This is a genomic window from Ruegeria sp. G10, assembly GCF_056533645.1.
The window spans coordinates 39,296-57,434 of record NZ_JBQFOQ010000006.1 but is presented as its reverse complement, the minus strand read 5'-3'; the positions used below and the strand labels follow the sequence as shown (position 1 = coordinate 57,434).

Annotated in this window: 16 protein-coding genes; 10 read left to right on the top strand and 6 right to left on the bottom strand. The window is 61.4% G+C overall.

What is annotated here, in order from left to right; all coding sequences use genetic code 11:
* Positions 1-12: 12 nt before the first annotated feature.
* Positions 13-1,176 carry a M20 aminoacylase family protein gene (locus ACR0KM_RS11855; protein ID WP_480859834.1) on the top strand — a complete coding sequence of 388 codons (1,164 nt, stop codon included), beginning with the start codon at positions 13-15 and terminating at the stop codon, positions 1,174-1,176.
* Positions 1,177-1,218: 42 nt separating this feature from the next.
* On the opposite strand, the gene ACR0KM_RS11850 is transcribed toward ACR0KM_RS11855, so the two are convergent.
* A complete protein-coding gene (locus ACR0KM_RS11850) occupies positions 1,219-2,541 on the bottom strand; it encodes a 3-deoxy-D-manno-octulosonic acid transferase (protein WP_480865499.1) in 1,323 nt (440 codons plus the stop codon).
* A 1-nt stretch (position 2,542) separates the two neighbouring features.
* The gene (gene moaA / locus ACR0KM_RS11845; protein WP_480861380.1) at positions 2,543-3,550 is read right to left on the bottom strand and encodes a GTP 3',8-cyclase MoaA; all 1,008 of its coding nucleotides are present in this window, start codon (positions 3,548-3,550) and stop codon (positions 2,543-2,545) included.
* A 90-nt stretch (positions 3,551-3,640) separates the two neighbouring features.
* On the opposite strand from moaA, the gene ACR0KM_RS11840 reads away from it, so the two are divergent.
* The gene (locus ACR0KM_RS11840) at positions 3,641-4,054 is read left to right on the top strand and encodes a hypothetical protein (protein ID WP_480861381.1); all 414 of its coding nucleotides are present in this window, start codon (positions 3,641-3,643) and stop codon (positions 4,052-4,054) included.
* On the opposite strand, the gene ACR0KM_RS11835 is transcribed toward ACR0KM_RS11840, so the two are convergent.
* The 3 genes from ACR0KM_RS11835 to glmU are packed head-to-tail and all read right to left on the bottom strand — an operon-like array spanning position 4,051 to position 7,913.
* A complete protein-coding gene (locus tag ACR0KM_RS11835) occupies positions 4,051-4,740 on the bottom strand; it encodes a DNA alkylation repair protein (protein WP_480861382.1) in 690 nt (229 codons plus the stop codon). The two genes, ACR0KM_RS11840 and ACR0KM_RS11835, sit on opposite strands and share 4 nt — an antisense overlap.
* A complete protein-coding gene (gene glmS / locus ACR0KM_RS11830; protein WP_480861383.1) occupies positions 4,737-6,557 on the bottom strand; it encodes a glutamine--fructose-6-phosphate transaminase (isomerizing) in 1,821 nt (606 codons plus the stop codon). The genes ACR0KM_RS11835 and glmS overlap by 4 nt, the downstream gene beginning before the upstream one ends.
* Positions 6,558-6,560: 3 nt before the next feature.
* A complete protein-coding gene (glmU, locus tag ACR0KM_RS11825; RefSeq protein ID WP_480861384.1) occupies positions 6,561-7,913 on the bottom strand; it encodes a bifunctional UDP-N-acetylglucosamine diphosphorylase/glucosamine-1-phosphate N-acetyltransferase GlmU in 1,353 nt (450 codons plus the stop codon).
* Between the two features lie 134 nt (positions 7,914-8,047).
* On the opposite strand from glmU, the gene ACR0KM_RS11820 reads away from it, so the two are divergent.
* From ACR0KM_RS11820 to ACR0KM_RS11810, 3 genes are all read left to right on the top strand, one after another.
* The gene (locus tag ACR0KM_RS11820; RefSeq protein WP_480861385.1) at positions 8,048-8,719 is read left to right on the top strand and encodes an HAD-IA family hydrolase; all 672 of its coding nucleotides are present in this window, start codon (positions 8,048-8,050) and stop codon (positions 8,717-8,719) included.
* Between the two features lie 39 nt (positions 8,720-8,758).
* A complete protein-coding gene (locus ACR0KM_RS11815; RefSeq protein WP_480861386.1) occupies positions 8,759-9,949 on the top strand; it encodes a DegT/DnrJ/EryC1/StrS family aminotransferase in 1,191 nt (396 codons plus the stop codon).
* Between the two features lie 163 nt (positions 9,950-10,112).
* Positions 10,113-11,276, top strand: a complete 1,164-nt coding sequence (locus tag ACR0KM_RS11810; protein ID WP_480861387.1) for an isovaleryl-CoA dehydrogenase — start codon at positions 10,113-10,115, stop codon at positions 11,274-11,276.
* 47 nt (positions 11,277-11,323) lie between these two features.
* On the opposite strand, the gene ACR0KM_RS11805 is transcribed toward ACR0KM_RS11810, so the two are convergent.
* A complete protein-coding gene (locus tag ACR0KM_RS11805) occupies positions 11,324-11,926 on the bottom strand; it encodes an OmpW/AlkL family protein (protein WP_480823128.1) in 603 nt (200 codons plus the stop codon).
* A 136-nt stretch (positions 11,927-12,062) separates the two neighbouring features.
* On the opposite strand from ACR0KM_RS11805, the gene ACR0KM_RS11800 reads away from it, so the two are divergent.
* From ACR0KM_RS11800 to ACR0KM_RS11780, 5 genes are read left to right on the top strand one after another with little or no spacing between them, the layout of a single operon-like run.
* Complete coding sequence (locus ACR0KM_RS11800) at positions 12,063-13,589, top strand: AMP-binding protein (protein WP_480861388.1); 1,527 nt, start codon at positions 12,063-12,065, stop codon at positions 13,587-13,589.
* Positions 13,586-14,152, top strand: coding sequence for a hypothetical protein (locus ACR0KM_RS11795; RefSeq protein WP_480861389.1), 567 nt, complete (start codon positions 13,586-13,588; stop codon positions 14,150-14,152). Before ACR0KM_RS11800 ends, ACR0KM_RS11795 begins: the two co-directional genes overlap by 4 nt.
* Positions 14,149-15,756, top strand: coding sequence for a carboxyl transferase domain-containing protein (locus tag ACR0KM_RS11790; protein WP_480861390.1), 1,608 nt, complete (start codon positions 14,149-14,151; stop codon positions 15,754-15,756). Before ACR0KM_RS11795 ends, ACR0KM_RS11790 begins: the two co-directional genes overlap by 4 nt.
* A 1-nt stretch (position 15,757) precedes the next feature.
* Positions 15,758-16,180 carry an ASCH domain-containing protein gene (locus ACR0KM_RS11785; protein ID WP_480861391.1) on the top strand — a complete coding sequence of 141 codons (423 nt, stop codon included), beginning with the start codon at positions 15,758-15,760 and terminating at the stop codon, positions 16,178-16,180.
* Between the two features lie 3 nt (positions 16,181-16,183).
* A complete protein-coding gene (locus tag ACR0KM_RS11780) occupies positions 16,184-18,115 on the top strand; it encodes an acetyl/propionyl/methylcrotonyl-CoA carboxylase subunit alpha (RefSeq protein WP_480861392.1) in 1,932 nt (643 codons plus the stop codon).
* The last annotated feature ends 24 nt before the right edge of the window (positions 18,116-18,139 follow it).

Genomic DNA, 18,139 nt, shown 5'->3' with positions numbered 1-18,139 from the left:
GAGAGAGAAGAGATGCCAGTCAAAAACCGCTTTGCCGAGTTGCAGGATGAAATCACCGCATGGCGACGGGATATTCACGAAAACCCCGAGATTCTGTTCGAAACACACCGCACCAGCGCCTTGGTGGCCGAAAAGCTGAAGGAATTCGGCTGCGATGAGGTCGTGACCGGGATCGGTCGTACCGGGGTTGTTGGTGTGATCAAGGGTAAGGCCGATACCGGCGGAAAGGTGATTGGATTGCGCGCCGATATGGATGCGCTGCCGATCCATGAGGCGACAGGGCTAGACTATGCCTCGAAAACCGACGGCGCGATGCATGCCTGTGGGCATGACGGGCATACGGCGATGCTGTTGGGGGCGGCGAAATACCTGTCTGAGACGCGCAATTTCGACGGTACGGTGGTGGTGATCTTCCAGCCCGCAGAAGAGGGCGGCGGCGGTGGTCGCGAGATGTGCGAAGACGGCATGATGGAGCGGTGGAACATTCAGGAAGTCTACGGCATGCACAACTGGCCGGGTCGTCCGGTCGGCAGTTTTGCGATCCGCCCGGGCTCGTTCTTTGCGGCGACCGATCAGTTCGACATCACCTTCGAGGGCCGCGGAGGTCACGCCGCCAAACCGCAGGAGACGGTGGATACGACCGTGATGACGGCGCAGGCGGTTCTGGCGTTGCAAACGATTGCCTCGCGCAATGCCGACCCGATTGATCAGGTGGTGGTGTCGGTGACTTCGTTCGAGACATCCTCGAAGGCATTCAACGTGATCCCGCAGACCGTGCAGATCAAAGGCACCGTGCGCACCATGAGCAAAGAGATGCGCGATCTGGCAGAGACGCGGATCAACGAGATTTGCGCCGGAGTGGCCGCGACCTTTGGCGGGACTGCGGACGTGACCTATATCCGGGGCTATCCCGTCATGGTGAACAGCGATGAGCAGACCGAATTTGCCGCAGACGTGGCGCGGTCTGTATCGGGGGCTTGCGATGACGCGCCGCTGGTCATGGGGGGCGAGGATTTCGCCTTTATGCTGGAAGAACGTCCGGGGGCGTATATTCTGGTGGGCAACGGCGACACGGCGATGGTTCATCACCCCGAGTATAACTTCAACGATGAAGCGATTCCGGCTGGGTGCAGCTGGTGGGCCGAGATTGTTGAGCAGCGGATGCCTGCAGCCTGATGGACAGCGTGGGGGCTCTGCCCCCACACCCCCGGGATATTTTTAGCCAGATGAAGAGGGATCCGGTGCACGCAAGTCGAGCGTGGAGCAGAGGGTTTCGATGACCATGTCCAGCGCGGTGGCTTGGGTGTTGACGCAGGACTGGGCGGCGGCGCGGGCTTTGGTCAGTGCGTTGATGTCCGAGAGCCAGCGGTCGACGGCCTTGGTCAGATCGGGCGCTGACTGGACCTCGATGGCGCCGCCAGTTTCTATCAGCGGGGCGAAGGTTTCCGCGAAATTGAAGGTGCCCGGGCCGGTCAGGACCGCGGCTCCGGCTTGCGCGGGTTCGAAGGGGTTGTGCCCTCCGATCTCTTTCAGGGAACCGCCGAGGAAGACGATCGGGCAAAGGGTGTACCATGTGCCCAACTCGCCCAGCGTGTCGGCCATGTAGATCTGAGTATGGCCGGTGATGGGCTGGTCGGTGCTGCGCAGGGCATGTGTAAGGCCTTGGGCACGGATCAGATCACCGATTTCGGTGTGGCGCTCGGGGTGGCGCGGGATCAGCAGAAGCAGCAGATCGGGCCAGCGGTCGAGCAGAGCTTTATGCGCGGTGAGAACGGTTTCTTCCTCACCCTGATGAGTGGAACTGGCGATCCAGACCGGGCGATCGCCGATCTGCTGCTTGATCTGGGACAGCGTTTTTGTGTCCACAGGAAGTGGGTCGGACAGGGCCTTGAGGTTGGTGCCGGGTTGTACCTTCTCAGGAGCGGCACCCATAGCGATCAGGTTGCTGGCGGTTTTCGTGTTCTGGGTCAGGAACAGGGAGAAATGGTTCAGGAGGAACCGGGCAGTCTTGGGACGCTTCGTCCAACCGGCGACGGATTTCTCGGACAGGCGCGCGTTGAGCAGGGCCAGCGGTGTTCCGCGTCTTGAGGTCTCGACGATAAGGCGGGGCCAGATTTCGCTTTCGACGAAGATGGCCGCATCCGGTTGCCAATGGTCCAGAAACCGTCGCACCGGTCCGCTGCTGTCGAGTGGCGGGTATTGGTGGCGCGTGCGCGGGGGCAGGCGTTTGGCGATCAGTTCGGCGGAGGTCGGGGTGCCCGAGGTGATCAGGAATTCAGCGTCGGGCAGGCGTTCGCCTAGTCGCGTGATCAGGCTGAGGACGGACAGGCTTTCGCCGACGCTGGCGGCGTGGAACCAGATCAGGCGGGTGTCGGGGCGGGGCAGGCTGGCATGGCCCAACCTTTCCTGCTGTCGCTGCTCAGGGACGTTGGCGGCCTGCAGTTTTGCGCGTACCTTGCGCCAGATCAGTGGTCCGACCAGAGAAGTCAGACCGCAGTACAGCTTGAACAGCAGCGTCGGCTGTCCGCCGGGGCCGGGCAAATCAGCCGCCTGTGTGGCTCATGTGGCGGCTCATCTGGCCGTCGACAGCCTGCCGGGAATAGTCGAAATCATGGCCCTTTGGCTTGAGGTTGATTGCGGCGCGGATCGCCTGTTCCAGCGGTTCTTCGGTCTCGGGGTGGTCGCGCAGGGCACCGCGCAGGTCGGCCATGTCTTCCTGGCCGAGGCACATATACAGCTCTCCGGTGCAGGTCAGGCGCACGCGGTTGCAGCTTTCGCAGAAGTTATGGGACAGCGGGGTGATGAAGCCGATCTTTTGGCCGGTCTCTTCAAGACGGACATAGCGGGCGGGGCCGCCGGTGCGCTCGGCCAGATCGGTCACGGTATAGTGGTTCTCGTATTCCTTGCGCACGTCTTTCAGGGACCAGTACTGATCCAGCCGATCCTCGTTGCCGATATCGCCCATGGGCATGACCTCGATCCAGGTCAGGTCCATGTCGCGTTCGGCGCACCATTCTGTGATCCGCGGCAGTTCCGGTTCGTTGAAGCCCTTCAGCGCCACGGCATTGATCTTGATCCGCAGTCCTGCTTTTTGCGCCGCGTCGATGCCGTTCAGCACTTGTTTCAGGCGGCCCCAGCGCGTGACCTTGGAAAACTTGTCTTCGTCCAGCGTGTCCAGCGAGACATTCACCCGGCGTACGCCAGCCGCATAAAGATCATCCGCGAAACGGTGCAGTTGCGAGCCGTTGGTGGTCAGCGTCAGCTCTTTCAACGCGCCGCTGTCCAGATGCCGGGTCATGTTGTGGAAGAAGGACATGATGTTTCGCCGCACCAGAGGTTCGCCACCAGTGATGCGCAGCTTTTCGACACCCATGTTCACGAAGGTGGTGCACATGCGGTCAAGTTCTTCCAGCGTCAGCAGGTCCTTTTTGGGCAGGAACTTCATGTCCTCGGACATGCAATAGACGCAGCGAAAATCACAGCGGTCCGTGACGGAGACGCGGAGATAGGTGATGGCGCGGGCAAACGGGTCGATAAGCGGAGCTGTCATGGCTTATAGGTAAAGCGCAGGCGGGGACGCGGCAAGTGTGATCTGCGTTTTGGACTGGTACAGATAAGCGCAGGACCTTACGTTTTGCATATGAGATATGTGTTTCTTTTGCTGTGTGGCATGATCGCGGGTTGCGATACGGTCCGGTCGACAACGGATCGGGTGTTCGGAAGCGCCCCTGCGCAGCCTGAGACGGCTCCGACTGCTGCAGTTGTCGGGCAGACGCCCGCTCCGGCCGTGGACGATGTCAGATGGGTCGGCGCGAAAAGGACGGTTGCGGGTCTGGGGGATCCGAACACTCCGGGGCGCTGGTTGCAGACGCCGTTGGTGGAGGTGGAACTCAATGGCCGCGTGGTCGTGCCGCGCACCGGGGCGCAGGCCTATGTAACGCTCGTGCCTGCGAGCGGGCCGGAAGGCGGCGGCAGTCGTTTGTCGCTTGAGGCGATGCGCGCCCTGTTGATCCCGTTCGATGAACTGGTCGAGCTGGACGTCTATTCAGACTAGTCCCGCAGGTATTTCCCCGCCTCTTTCCGGGCGAAGGGCTTCATCGCCATGCCGTGCTGGTCCAGAAAATCGATCACCCGTTTGGGGTCATGTTTGGACAGTTCACGCAGCCACCATGCTATGGCTTTCTGGATGAACCAATCCCGGTCGGGGACATAGCCCGCCGCCCAGCCCAGTACCCGGTCTCGGCATGCCAGATCCTCTGGCTTGGGGTGGTTCTGCTTGGTCCAGGGCAGGGTGGCGACTAAGGCCGCGCGCCGGGTCCACATATGATCGGACAGCGTCCATTGTTCGACCTGATCCAGCCTTGACGGGTCGGCAGACAATCGCTTCTGCATCGCCATGCAGGCATGATCGGCGATGGCCCAGGCATCAAAATCGGGCACCCAGCTTTGTAGCAGGTCCCAAACGCCGTCATCGGGCCGGATGCGCGCCTGAGTCAGCAGCTTCGCCGCTGCCACGCGGGCTTCGTGGATGTCTGTCTGCCAAAGGGCCGAGGCCAGTTCGACCCGCTCGGGTAGGTCGAGCTCGCGCCGCCATTCTTTGGTCAGATCGTTCAGGATCGGGTTGGCGACGCCCAGATAGGTGCGGTCAACCTTGTGATAGGCCGCGACCTGCTCGGCCCGCGCCGGGTCGGCATGGGCTTTGATCTGATCCAGATGGGTTCTGAGCAGAGCCGCGCTCATTCAACAGTCACGGATTTCGCCAGATTACGGGGCTGGTCTACGTCCGTCCCTTTGGCAACGGCGGTGTGATAAGCCAGCAACTGCGCAGGTACCGAATAGAGGATCGGAGCAAGGCTGGGATGGACATGCGGCATTCGGATCGTGCTCCAGACCCCGTCTTCGGCGTCGGCGATGCCATCGTCGTCCGAGACCAGAATGACCTTGCCCTTACGCGCCATCACCTCTTGCATGTTTGAGACCGTTTTGTCGAACACCGCATCGCGCGGGGCCATGACGACCACGGGCATGTGCTTGTCGATCAGCGCGATGGGGCCATGCTTGAGCTCACCCGATGCGTAACCTTCGGCGTGGATATAGCTGATTTCTTTCAGTTTCAGTGCCCCTTCCATGGCCAGCGGATACATCAGGCCGCGCCCCAGAAACAGAACGTCGCGCGCCTCGGACAGGCGCTGGGCGGATTTGCGGATCGCGTCGTTTTCGTCCAGCGCCGTGTTCAGAACCGAAGGCAATCCCCTTAGCGCGGCGGCATGGTCCGCCAATTCTGCTGGGGTCAGGGTGCCGCGATCTGCAGCGGCTTTCAGCGCCAGCATCAGCAGCACGCTCAGCTGGCAGGTGAAGGCCTTGGTCGAGGCCACGCCGATCTCAACCCCGGCATGGATCGGCAGGGCGATGTCGCTTTCCCGCGCAATCGAGCTTTCGGGAACATTGACCACCGAAACGATCTTGTCTGCCTTGCCCTCGCAATAGCGCAGCGCCGCCAGCGTATCGGCGGTTTCGCCCGACTGGCTGACGAACAGCGCCAGCGTCCGGTCGGTGATCGGAGGTTCGCGATAGCGGAACTCGCTGGCAATATCCACCTCGACGGGCATTTTGGCCAGCTGCTCGAACCAGTATTTGGCGGTCAGGCAGGCATAAAACGCCGTGCCACAGGCAACCATGGTCAACCGGTCAAGCTTGGCAAAGTCCAGCCCTTCGGGCAGAACGATCTGATCGCCGCCGGTCGGCAGATACGAGCGGATCGCTTCGGCGACCACCACAGGCTGCTCTGCGATTTCCTTCGCCATATAGTGTTTGTGACCGCCTTTGTCCGCGCGCGTCTGATCCAGCTTGATCTGGCGCATCTCGCGGTTAGCGATCTCGCCGGCGCCGTTGCGAATCTCAAGCGAGGCGCGGGTCAGAACGGCGCGGTCGCCCTCTTCCAGATAGGTGATGCGATCGGTGAGCGGCGCAAGCGCAATTGCGTCCGATCCGACATACATTTCACCGTCCCCGTGGCCAATCGCCAGCGGCGAGCCTTTGCGGGCCGCGACGATCAGGTCATCTTGCCCGTTGAACAGAAAGGCCAGCGCGAACGCGCCCTCAAGCCGGTCGATGGTTTTGAACGCGGCATCAACCGGTGCCATGCCCCGCGACAGGTAAAGCTCGGTCATCAGGGCGACGGTTTCGGTATCGGTCTCGGTTTCAAAGCCGATGCCGTGCTCGGCCAGTTCGGCGCGCAGCTCGCGATAGTTCTCGACGATGCCATTGTGCACCACGGCGACCGGTCCGGCCTTGTGCGGATGCGCGTTGCTGACCGACGGCGCGCCGTGGGTAGCCCAGCGGGTATGACCGATGCCGGACTTGCCGGGCAGCGGATCATGCACCAGAAGGTCGCTCAGGTTGACCAGCTTGCCCACGGCCCGGCGGCGACCCAGCACGCCATCATTGACGGTGGCAATCCCGGCGCTGTCATAGCCGCGATATTCCAGCCGTTTCAGCGCCTCGACCAGAATGGGGGCTGCTTCGTGACTGCCCAGAACACCTACAATTCCGCACATCGTTCAGGCTCCTTTGTCGCGGCGCGCTTTTTTCGCCCTCAGCATATCAAACAGTTTACGCGCATAGCCGGGCTTGTTTTCCTGCTTGGCGCGCGCCACGGCAAGGGCGTCAGGATCCACGTCCTTGGTTACAACAGTCCCGGTCGCAGTCATCGCGCCGTCTCCCAGTGTCACCGGAGCGACCAGCATCGTGTTGGACCCGATGAACACGTTGTCCCCAATCGTGGTTTTGTGTTTCATCACCCCGTCATAGTTGCAGGTGATCGTACCGGCCCCAATATTTGTTGCAGCGCCTACCGAGGCATCGCCGATATAGCTCAGGTGATTGACTTTCGCGCCCTCGGCGATTTCGGCATTCTTGATCTCGACGAAATTGCCGATGCGGGTGTTTTCAGCCAGCTCGGTGCCCGGACGCAGCCGGGCATAGGGGCCAACGGTCGCGCCACGACTGACATGGCAACCCTCAAGATGCGAGAACGCACGGATCGTGGCGCCGCTTTCGACGGTGACGCCGGGGCCGAAGACCACGTTTGGTTCGATTAGTGTATCGCGCCCGATGATGGTGTCTGCGGCCAGATAGACCGTCTCGGGGGCCATCAATGTCACGCCCAGATCCAGCAGTTCTGCCCGCGCGCGCGCTTGAAAAACCGCATCTGCCGAGGCCAGATCCGCGCGGGAGTTCACGCCCAATGTCTGCGCTTCGTCACAGGCGACTGCTGTGACGCGCAGGCCCTTGTTGCGCGCGATCTCAACGATATCGGTCAGATAATACTCGCCCGACGCATTGTCGTTGCCAACCGCGTCGATCAGCGAGAACAGTGTTTGTGCATGGCAGGCCATAAGACCGGAATTGCAGAAGGTTATGGCGCGCTCTTCGTCTGAGGCGTCTTTGTATTCGACGATCCGTTCCAGCGTGTCACCCTGCATCACCAGACGGCCATAGCGCGCCGGGTCGGCGGCTTCGAACCCGAGGATGACGAGATCATTTTCGGCCCGTGCAGCGATCATCCGCTCCAGAGTGTCGGGCTGCAGGAAGGGGGTGTCGCCAAACAGCACGACCGCATCGCCGTCAAACCCGTCCAGCGCGTCACGCGCCTGCGCGACGGCATGGGCGGTGCCAAGCTGTTCTTGCTGCACCACGATCCGGGCGTTTTCGTCCTCGGCCTGCGCCACTTTCGAGACCGCCTCGGCCCCGTGCCCGGTGACGATCACGGTGCGTTCGGGCGACAGAACCGCACCGGCGCGCATGGCGTGGACCAGCATGGGCACCTGCGCGATCGGGTGCAGGACTTTGGGAATGTCAGAATTCATTCTTGTGCCTTTCCCGGCGGCAAGAATGATAAGGGCGGTCGTCATGAAATCGTTTTCTCTTTGTGTTTTGTTGCGCCCCGTTTTATCCGCTGAGGTCAAAGGCGCAAGCGGTTCGCCCATCAAACAAGATTGCCGTTTGCAACATGACACGGCAAAAAACCGCTGAGGCAGGGGGTAACATGCGCACGGTGATCTTCGATCTGGACGGGACATTGGCCGATACATCCGGTGATCTGCTGGCTGCGGCCAATCACTGTTTCCGACAGATGGGGCACGGCGATGTGCTGGTGCACGAACAGGATGCAGGCGTCGCGCTGCGCGGTGGCCGGATGATGCTGACCCATGGCCTGAAGCGCGTCGGGGCCTATGCCGAGGATACGGTTTCGGACTACTACCCGGTCCTGCTTGAGGCTTATGCCGAGGCGATTGACACGCACACGCGGTTCTATCCCGGTGCCATGGATGCCGTCGAGGCGCTTGCGCAAGCGGGCTATGGTGTTGGCATTTGCACCAACAAACCCGAGGGCCTGGCTGATCTTCTGCTGACCCGGTTGGGTGTGCGGGACACGTTCGCGTCGCTGGTGGGGGCGGATACGCTGCCGGTGCGCAAACCCGATCCCGAGCCGTTGCGCGAAGCGGCGCGGCGCGCGGGTGGGCATCCCGATCACTGCATACTGATCGGCGATTCCGATACCGACCGGAATACGGCGCGGGCGGCGGGTGTGCCTTCGGTGCTGGTCACCTTCGGCCCTTCGGGCGAGGATATGGCCGCGTTGGAGCCCGAGGCGCTGCTGCATCATTTTGATGATTTGCCGAAACTGGTCTCCGATTTGATCGGAGCGGCGGCGTGATCTCTTGACGCTGACCGCGTGCAGCCCCAGAACAAGGTCATGACCGAGACATTCACTGGCAGTTTTACCCAGCAGGAACCCATCCCGGAAGACGCGATCGAGGCCGCTCTGGCCGTGATGCGCCATGGTCGTCTGCACCGTTATAACGTCGTGCCGGGCGAATTGAGCGAGACGGCCTTGCTGGAGCGGGAATTTGCGGCCCAGATGGGGGCGAAGTACTGTCTGGCAGTATCGTCGGGCGGGTACGCCCTGGCCACCGCCCTGCGGGCCGTGGGTGTCGGGCCGGGGGATCCGGTTCTGACCAATGCATTCACGCTGGCCCCTGTGCCGGGGGCGATTGCATCGGTAGGGGCAAAGCCGGTCTTTGTGGGTGTCACCGAGACTTTGACCATTGATCTGGATGATCTTGAGGCCAAGCTGCGGCAGGCGCATGTGCTGATGCTGAGCCATATGCGTGGGCATCTGTGTGACATGGACCGGCTGATGCAGATGTGCGATGCCGCCGGAGTGGTCGTGATCGAGGATTGTGCGCACACGATGGGCGCTGCATGGCGGGGGCAGCTTTCCGGTCGGCAGGGGGCCGTGGGCTGTTACTCGTGCCAGACATACAAGCACGTGAATTCCGGCGAAGGCGGTTTGCTGGTCACTGATGATCCGGAACTGGCGGCAAAGGCCACCATGCTTTCGGGGTCTTATATGCTGTACGAACGCCATCTGGCGGCCCCGGGCCCCGAAGTGTTTGAGCAGATCAAGTACACGACGCCCAATGTGTCGGGGCGCATGGACAATCTGCGCGCTGCGATCCTGCGCCCGCAGTTGCGGGATCTGGATCGGCAGGTTGCGCGCTGGAACGAGCGCTATGATGAGATTGAGCGTGGGCTGCGCGACACGCCGGGTCTGACGATTGTGGAGCGTCCTGAGCAGGAAACCTATGTCGGCTCTTCGATCCAGTTCCTGCTGCTGGACTGGTCGTCAGAGCGGATCGCCGAGGTGATCCGACGGTGCGCCGGGCGTGGGGTGGAGTTGAAGTGGTTTGGCGGTGCGGAACCTTCGGGCTTTACCTCGCGCTACGACAGTTGGCGTTATGCGGACAGTGCGCCGATGCCTGCGAGTGACCGGATATTGGCGGGGATCATGGATATGCGTGTTCCGCTGACCTTTTCGCTTGAGGATTGTCGCCTGATCGCGCGGATCATCCGGGCCGAGGTCAGCGCGGTCTATCAGTCGTAATCCGGCGGAGTGCGCTTTCAGCGAACGCTCGATCCTTTGGTAAACGCCGCCCCTTGCCGGGCGGCGTTTTGCGTTGGTCAGCGCGACGTCGTTGACCAGAGGCGGAATCGCTGGTATCTGGTTATTGAACACTTGTTCATTAACTCGGTCGGAGGAGGCCCGCATGTTTACCGCCACAATGCAATTCGATCTGGGCGAGGACGTGAACGCCCTGCGCGAGATGGTCCACCGCTGGGCGCAGGAGCGGGTCAAGCCGATGGCGGCAGAGGTCGACAAATCCAACGCGTTCCCGAATGAGCTGTGGAAAGAGATGGGAGACCTCGGCCTGCTGGGCGTCACGGTGCCCGAGGAATATGGCGGGGCGGGAATGTCTTATCTGGCCCATACCATCGCGGTGGAAGAGGTGGCGCGGGCTTCGGCCTCGGTTTCGCTGTCCTACGGGGCGCATTCGAACCTGTGCGTGAACCAGATCAAGTTGAATGGTTCTGAGGAGCAGAAGCAGAAATATCTGCCGCGGCTGATTTCGGGCGATCATGTGGGTGCTCTGGCGATGTCGGAACCCTCGGCGGGGTCGGATGTGGTGTCGATGAAGCTGCGCGCCGAAAAGCGCAACGATCATTACCGGCTGAACGGCAACAAGTACTGGATCACCAACGGGCCGGACGCGGACACTCTGGTGGTTTATGCCAAGACCGACCCTGAGGCGGGGTCAAAAGGGATCACCGCCTTTCTGATCGAGAAAGAGATGACGGGTTTCTCGACCTCGCCCCATTTCGACAAGCTGGGGATGCGTGGGTCGAATACGGCCGAACTGATCTTTGAAGATGTCGAGGTGCCGTTCGAGAATGTTCTGGGCGAAGAGGGCCGGGGCGTTGCCGTTCTGATGTCCGGTCTCGACTATGAACGCGTTGTGCTGGCCGGGATCGGCACCGGCATCATGGCGGCCTGTCTGGATGAGGTCATGCCCTATCTGGCCGAGCGTAAGCAGTTCGGCAAACCGATCGGATCGTTCCAGCTGATGCAGGGCAAGATTGCGGATATGTACACCGCGATGAACTCGGCGCGGGCTTATGTCTATGAGGTTGCCAAAGCCTGTGACCGGGGGGATGTGACCCGTCAGGATGCGGCGGCGTGTTGTCTTTATGCGTCCGAGCAGGCGATGGTTCAGGCGCATCAGGCCGTCCAGGCGCTGGGCGGGGCGGGGTTCCTGTCGGATTCTCCGGTCAGCCGGATTTTCCGCGATGCCAAACTGATGGAAATCGGCGCAGGCACCAGCGAGATTCGCCGGATGCTGATTGGCCGCGAGATGATGAACGAAATGCTGTGAAAAAAGCCCCGCGGTTCAGCGAACCACGGGGCCTTTTGGCGATTGGATCAGAAGCGATGAACGTAGGACACGCCCACCAGCCATGGGTCAATCTCGACGGTTCCGATATCGGCACCGTCCAGAGTGGCGTCCGAGTCGATGTCGAACCAGCGCACGTTCAGACGGACCGCACCCGCATCCGAAACGGCATAGTCCACACCGGCCTGCAGCGCGATACCGACCGAGTTATCAAGCTCGAGGTCGCCCAGAGACGATTGTTCATCGAAGAAGATAGTGTAGTTCACGCCCGCACCGACATAAGGCGTCCAAGCGCTGCCGGTCGGGAAGTGATAGTTCAACGACAGGGTGGGCGGCAGGTGATCGACGCTGCCGATCTCGGTGCCTCCAAGCGAGACATCGTGGCTAAAGGGGGTCGAGGCCAGCAATTCGATGCCGAGGTTGTCCTGAATGAAGTATTCGACGGTGAAGATCGGACGAGTGTCCGAGTCAACGTCAGCGTCAAGTCCGGCCAGCGTGCCGTTATCGGACTTGGGGTCCAGATAGCCAACACCGACACCGACGGTCCAGTCACCCTGAGATTGGGCGAAGGCCGGGGCAGCCAGCGCGACAAGCGCGGTCGAAAGGGTCAAAGCGGCGAGTGTTTTGATCATTTTCATGCCTATGGTTTTGTTGATACCCGCTTTGTGAGGGCATCGCGGGTGCAGGACCCTGATCTGCATCAAGTTTTCGCGATGAGTGCAGCGGGCCTTGGACACCTAAATCTTTGCAAAACAAGGGAGAATACAGATGCGTCCCGCTGACGTCATATCGGGTTTGCATCCTGATCAAAGCTGGGCGCTTCCGAACCGGCTGAATATGGCGCGCCAATGCCTGTCACACCCTTCGGATCAGACCGCGATTCTGGACCTGTCAGATGGCGGCGCCAACGCCATCAGTTTTGGCGCGTTGCACGAGATGACCGACGGCATCGCACGGGGTCTGCTGGACCATGTTCAGCCTGGCGACCGGGTGGGGGTGTTGTTGAGCCAATCACCCTGGTGTGCGGCGGCGCACCTTGCCATCTGGAAGATCGGCGCGATTTCGGTGCCCTTGTTCAAGCTGTTCAAGCGGGATGCACTTGCCTCGCGTATCGGAGATTCGGGCGCGCGCATTGTTCTGACCGATGATGAGGGTGTAGCGCTGGTCGGTGATCTGGCGCGGTCGCTGAGTGTGGACGAGATTGGGCGGGACGGCGATCCGGTGCCCTTCGTTGATACCGGGCCCGAGGATCCTGCCGTGCTGATCTATACCTCGGGCACCACCGGCAGCCCCAAAGGGGCGCTGCATGGGCACCGGGTTCTGACCGGTCATTTGCCGGGTGTTTCAATCAGCCACAATCATCTGCGCCCGGGCGATTGCCTCTGGACCCCCGCCGATTGGGCCTGGATCGGAGGGCTGTTTGACGTGCTGATGCCCGGTCTGGCGCTGGGCATCCCCGTGGTGGCCGCGCGGCTTGAGAAGTTCTCGCCCGAGGCTTGCGCCGACGTGGTGGCGCGCGGTGGGGTGCGGAATGTGTTTTTCCCGCCAACCGCGCTGCGGATGCTGAAGGCGGCGGATCAAGGCATCCCCGGTCTGCGTTCGGTCGCGTCCGGGGGTGAGCCTCTGGGGGCCGAGATGCTGGCCTGGGGGCAGCAGGCGTTCGGCCTGACGATCAACGAGTTCTACGGTCAGACTGAATGCAATATGGTTGTGTCCTCCTGTGCCGAGGATTTCCCCGTGCGCCCCGGCTGCATCGGCAAACCGGTGCCGGGGCATGAGGTTGCTGTAGTCGATGATAACGGCCAGCCGACGGATGAGGAGGGCGACGTTGCTATCCGGCGCGGCTCGGCCTCGATGCTGTTGGAATACTGGAATCGGCCAGAGGCGACAGCTGAGAAGTTCCGCGGTGACTGGCTGATCACCGGCGACCGCGGCGTGTGGGAGGGTGATTATCTGCGTTTTGTGGGCCGCGACGACGATGTGATTACGTCTGCCGGATACCGCATCGGCCCCGCCGAGATCGAGGATTGCCTGCTGACCCACCCGGCGGTGGCGACGGTGGGCGTCGTTGGCAAGCCCGACAAGCTGCGGACCGAGATTGTGAAGGCCTACGTAGTGTTGAAACCGGGGGCCGAAGCGACGGGCGCGGAGTTGCAGGAGTGGGTCAAGGACCGGCTGGCGCAGTATTCCTATCCGCGTGAGGTGGCGTTTCTGGACGAGCTGCCGATGACAGTGACGGGGAAGGTGATCCGTAAGGAATTGAAGGCGCGGGCGGCGGGGGAGGCCCAAGCATGACTTGGGTAAACTTTGGCAAGGAAGCGCGGCGTTTGAAAGCTCAAGTGGCGCTGGATGATGCATCTAGCGCAATTTACAAATGGGCTTACGGCCCAATTCAGCCGGGTGGCGAATCCAGAGTAATGTATGTTTCAGCTGTAACCCTCCTGCGAGTCGTTGGCCACGTACTGCATAAAGTGGATTGCAAAAAATTCCCCGAAATTCAGGCAGAGGTCGAAAGCAAATTTCAACAATGGAAGAAAGGCGAAGGTCGAGACGCTATTTTTACCGAGTTCATCGAGAAAGAGAGAAACTTAATTCTGAAAGAGTACGCGCCCAATTGGTCGCCTGACAACGAGGTGGAACTCAAGTGGAGAGCTTTGCCGGCCGGGCCGAACGCATCAGAAGAGTCAAAACAGTTTTCGGAAGCGTTTTTCACGGGTTTGGAGGGTAGAACAATGAAAGCGATACTCATGCCAACAGGACCGTTTGCAGGTTGGTCTTTTGATGAGTTGTTGTCCGAAGCTGCAAGTTGGTGGATGCGGCAGCTCTCTGAAATTGAATCGCTTCTGGAGGAAACATGAAACTCACATCCAAAGCCATGCCCACCTCCGAGGGCTTCAAAGCAAACCGTACTGCCCATCTCGACGCGTTGGCGCAAATCTCGACGGCTGCCGAAACTGCCCGCATGGGAGGCGGCGAAAAATCTCGCGTGCGGCACGAATCTCGGGGCAAGATGCTGCCTCGGCGCAGGGTTGCGAACCTGCTCGATCCGGGGTCTCCGTTTCTGGAAATCGGCGCGACGGCGGCGCATGGGATGTATGGTGATGCAGCGCCCTGTGCCGGGGTGATCGCGGGCATTGGCCGGGTACAGGGGCGCGAGGTCATGGTGGTATGCAACGACGCCACCGTGAAGGGCGGCACTTACTATCCGATGACCGTCAAGAAACACCTCCGCGCGCAGGAGATTGCCGAGGAAAACCATCTGCCCTGCATCTATCTGGTCGATAGCGGCGGCGCGAACCTGCCCAATCAGGATGAGGTCTTCCCCGACCGCGACCACTTTGGCCGCATCTTCTTCAATCAGGCACGGATGAGCGCCAAGGGGATTGCTCAGATTGCCGTCGTGATGGGCTCTTGCACGGCGGGCGGGGCTTATGTGCCTGCGATGTCGGACGTGACGATCATTGTCAAAGAGCAGGGGACGATCTTTCTGGCCGGGCCGCCTCTGGTCAAGGCCGCGACCGGAGAGGTGGTCAGCGCCGAAGATCTGGGCGGCGGTGATGTGCATACGCGCCTTTCGGGCGTGGCGGATTATCTGGCCGAGGATGACACCCACGCGCTGGCCTTGGCCCGCCGCGCGGTCGGGTCGTTGGGCGGTGCCGGGCTGAAGCCCGGCCTACAGTTCGAGGCACCCGAGGACCCGGCTTATGACCCCGAGGAAATCCTGGGCGTTGTTCCCGCCGATCTGCGGACGCCCTACGACATTCGCGAGGTGATTGCGCGACTGGTCGACGGCTCTAGGTTCGATGAATTCAAACCGCGCTTTGGCGAGACACTGGTGACCGGCTTTGCCCATATCAAAGGCTGCCCGGTGGGGATCATCGCCAACAATGGCGTGCTGTTTTCCGAGGCCGCGCAGAAGGGTGCGCATTTTGTCGAGCTGTGTTCTCAGCGCAAGACGCCGCTTGTGTTCCTGCAGAACATCACCGGCTTCATGGTGGGCCGCAAATACGAGAACGAAGGCATCGCGCGACACGGGGCCAAGATGGTGACCGCTGTGGCGACGACATCTGTGCCGAAGATCACCATGCTGGTTGGCGGCTCATTCGGGGCTGGGAACTACGGCATGGCGGGACGCGCCTATCAGCCTCGGTTCCTATGGACCTGGCCCAATTCGCGGATTTCAGTGATGGGTGGCGAGCAGGCGGCCGGCGTTCTGGCCACCGTCAAGCGCGACGGGATCGAACGGCAGGGTGGCTCGTGGTCGGCCGAAGAAGAGGCCGAATTCAAACGTCCGACGCTGGATATGTTCGAGGAGCAGTCGCACCCGCTTTATGCTTCAGCCCGCCTTTGGGATGACGGTATCATCGACCCACGCAAATCGCGCGATGTGCTGGCCCTGTCCCTGAGTGCTGCGCTGAATGCCCCGATTGAGGAGACACGTTTCGGCGTGTTCAGGATGTAAGATGAGCGATCTGGAACATCTGAAAACCCGCTATCCCGGTGCGCAGACCTTCAAGTTCGGCGATAACGCGGCCCTCAGCGCCGAACTTCTGGCTTTGGTGCGATCAGGCCGGAAGACGGCAACCTGCGGTGCTTTGCGAGACTATCCCGAAGGCAGCACAGACACCCCGGTTGTCGGGCGGCGGGACATCGCTTTGGAGTGGGACGACCGACCGGCGCTGGTGATTGAAACGGTTGAGGTTTCGATCTGCCGGTATTGCGATGTGACCGAGGATTTTGCGTTGGCCGAGGGCGAAAATGAGACGCTTGAGGGTTGGCGCGAAGATCACCGCCGGTATTTCGAGCGAAATGGCGGGTTTGATCCCGAAATGGAATTGCTTTGTGAACGGTTCCGACTTGTCGAAGATCTTGGGGTTGAGGGGTAAGCCATGTTCAACAAAATCCTGATTGCAAACAGGGGAGAGATTGCCTGCCGCGTCATGGAAACCGCGCAGAAGATGGGCGTGTCTTGCGTGGCGATTTATTCTGACGCGGATGCCTCGGCCAAGCATGTGCAGATGGCGGATGAGGCCGTGCATATCGGCGGCGCGGCCCCGGCTAAGAGCTATCTGAAGGGCGACGTGATCATACAGGCGGCGCTGGATACGGGCGCGCAGGCGATCCACCCCGGCTATGGGTTTCTGTCCGAGAACCCGGATTTTGTGGATGCGGTCGAAGCTGCGGGTCTGACCTTCATCGGGCCTTCTGCGGATGCGATCCGCAAGATGGGCCTCAAGGACGCGGCAAAAGTGCTGATGGAGGATGCGGGCGTTCCCGTCGTGCCCGGCTATCATGGCGACAATCAGGATCCCGAACATCTGGCTGAGGCGGTGAACACTATTGGCTATCCGGTCCTGATCAAAGCCGTTGCCGGAGGCGGTGGCAAGGGCATGCGGCTGGTCGAAAGGCCTGAGGAGTTCTCGGCTGCTTTGGACAGCGCGCGCGGTGAGGCCAAGACAGCCTTTGGCAATGACGCCGTGTTGGTCGAGAAATTCGTCGCCAAACCCCGGCATATCGAAGTGCAGGTGTTCGGCGATGGCACTCATGCGGTGCATCTGTTTGAACGCGATTGTTCATTGCAGCGGCGGCATCAGAAGGTGATTGAAGAGGCTCCGGCCCCCGGCATGACCGCTGAAATGCGCGCGGCGATGGGGCGGGCAGGCGTGCGCGCGGCTGAGGCGATTGGCTACAAGGGCGCGGGGACGGTTGAGTTCATCGTCGATGCCTCGGACGGGCTGCGCCCGGATCGGTTCTGGTTCATGGAAATGAACACGCGCCTGCAGGTCGAACACCCGGTGACCGAGGCGATCACGGGCGTCGATCTGGTCGAATGGCAGCTGCGCGTTGCCGCAGGAGAAAGCCTGCCGAAGCAGCAAAGCGATCTGTCCATCAGCGGGCACGCCTTTGAGGCGCGGCTCTATGCCGAGGATGTGCCCAAGGGCTTTTTACCCGCGACGGGTACTCTGACCCATCTGAACTTCCCGCAAGAGTGCCGCGCCGATAGTGGCGTGCGGGCCGGGGACACGATCAGCCCCTGGTATGATCCGATGATCGCCAAGGTGGTGGTCTGGGGTGCAACGCGCGAGATCGCGTTGGCCAAGCTCGACACCGCCCTGCGCGGAACTCAGGTCGCGGGCACTGTCACCAACCTTGCGTTTCTGGGCGCGCTGACGCGGCATGCGGGATTTGCCTCGGGCGATGTCGATACCGGTCTGATCGGGCGTGATCTGGAAGACTTGGTACGCGACCCCGCACCCGGCCCCGCGTTGGCGGTGGCTGCTGCAATTGCCGCGGCCGGGCTGGTTGACGCGGTCGAGGACATTGGCTTTACCCTCTGGGCCCCGTTGCACAGGGCCATTGCGCTGATGCGTGACGGAGAGCGTATTGATCTGGATGTTCAAGTTCATGGCCCGGACCTGCAGGTCTGGCAGGTGGATGGCACCACGGTCGAGGCCCGCAGGGTCGACCATCGCTGGCTGATCGACGGCGCGCCGATGCCGCAGGTTGCGGTTTCAGGTGATGTCGTCACGGTTTTCGACGACTACGGGCAGGTGTTTGAGGTAGTTGACCCGCTGGACCGTGACGCCAGCGCGGCGGGTGACACCAATGTGATCGAGGCGCCGATGCCCGGTTTGGTCAAGGCCGTCTTTGCCTTAGCAGGGCAAGAGGTGAAGGAAGGCGACCGTCTGGCCATTCTGGAAGCCATGAAGATGGAACATGCGCTGCTGGCCGCCCGCGATGGCGTGGTGGCCGAGGTGCTGGCCGAGGCAGGTGCGCAGGTCGAGGCCGGAGCGGCGCTGGTCCGGCTGGCCGAGGATTGATCTGTTCGGGCGTTGCATTGCGTG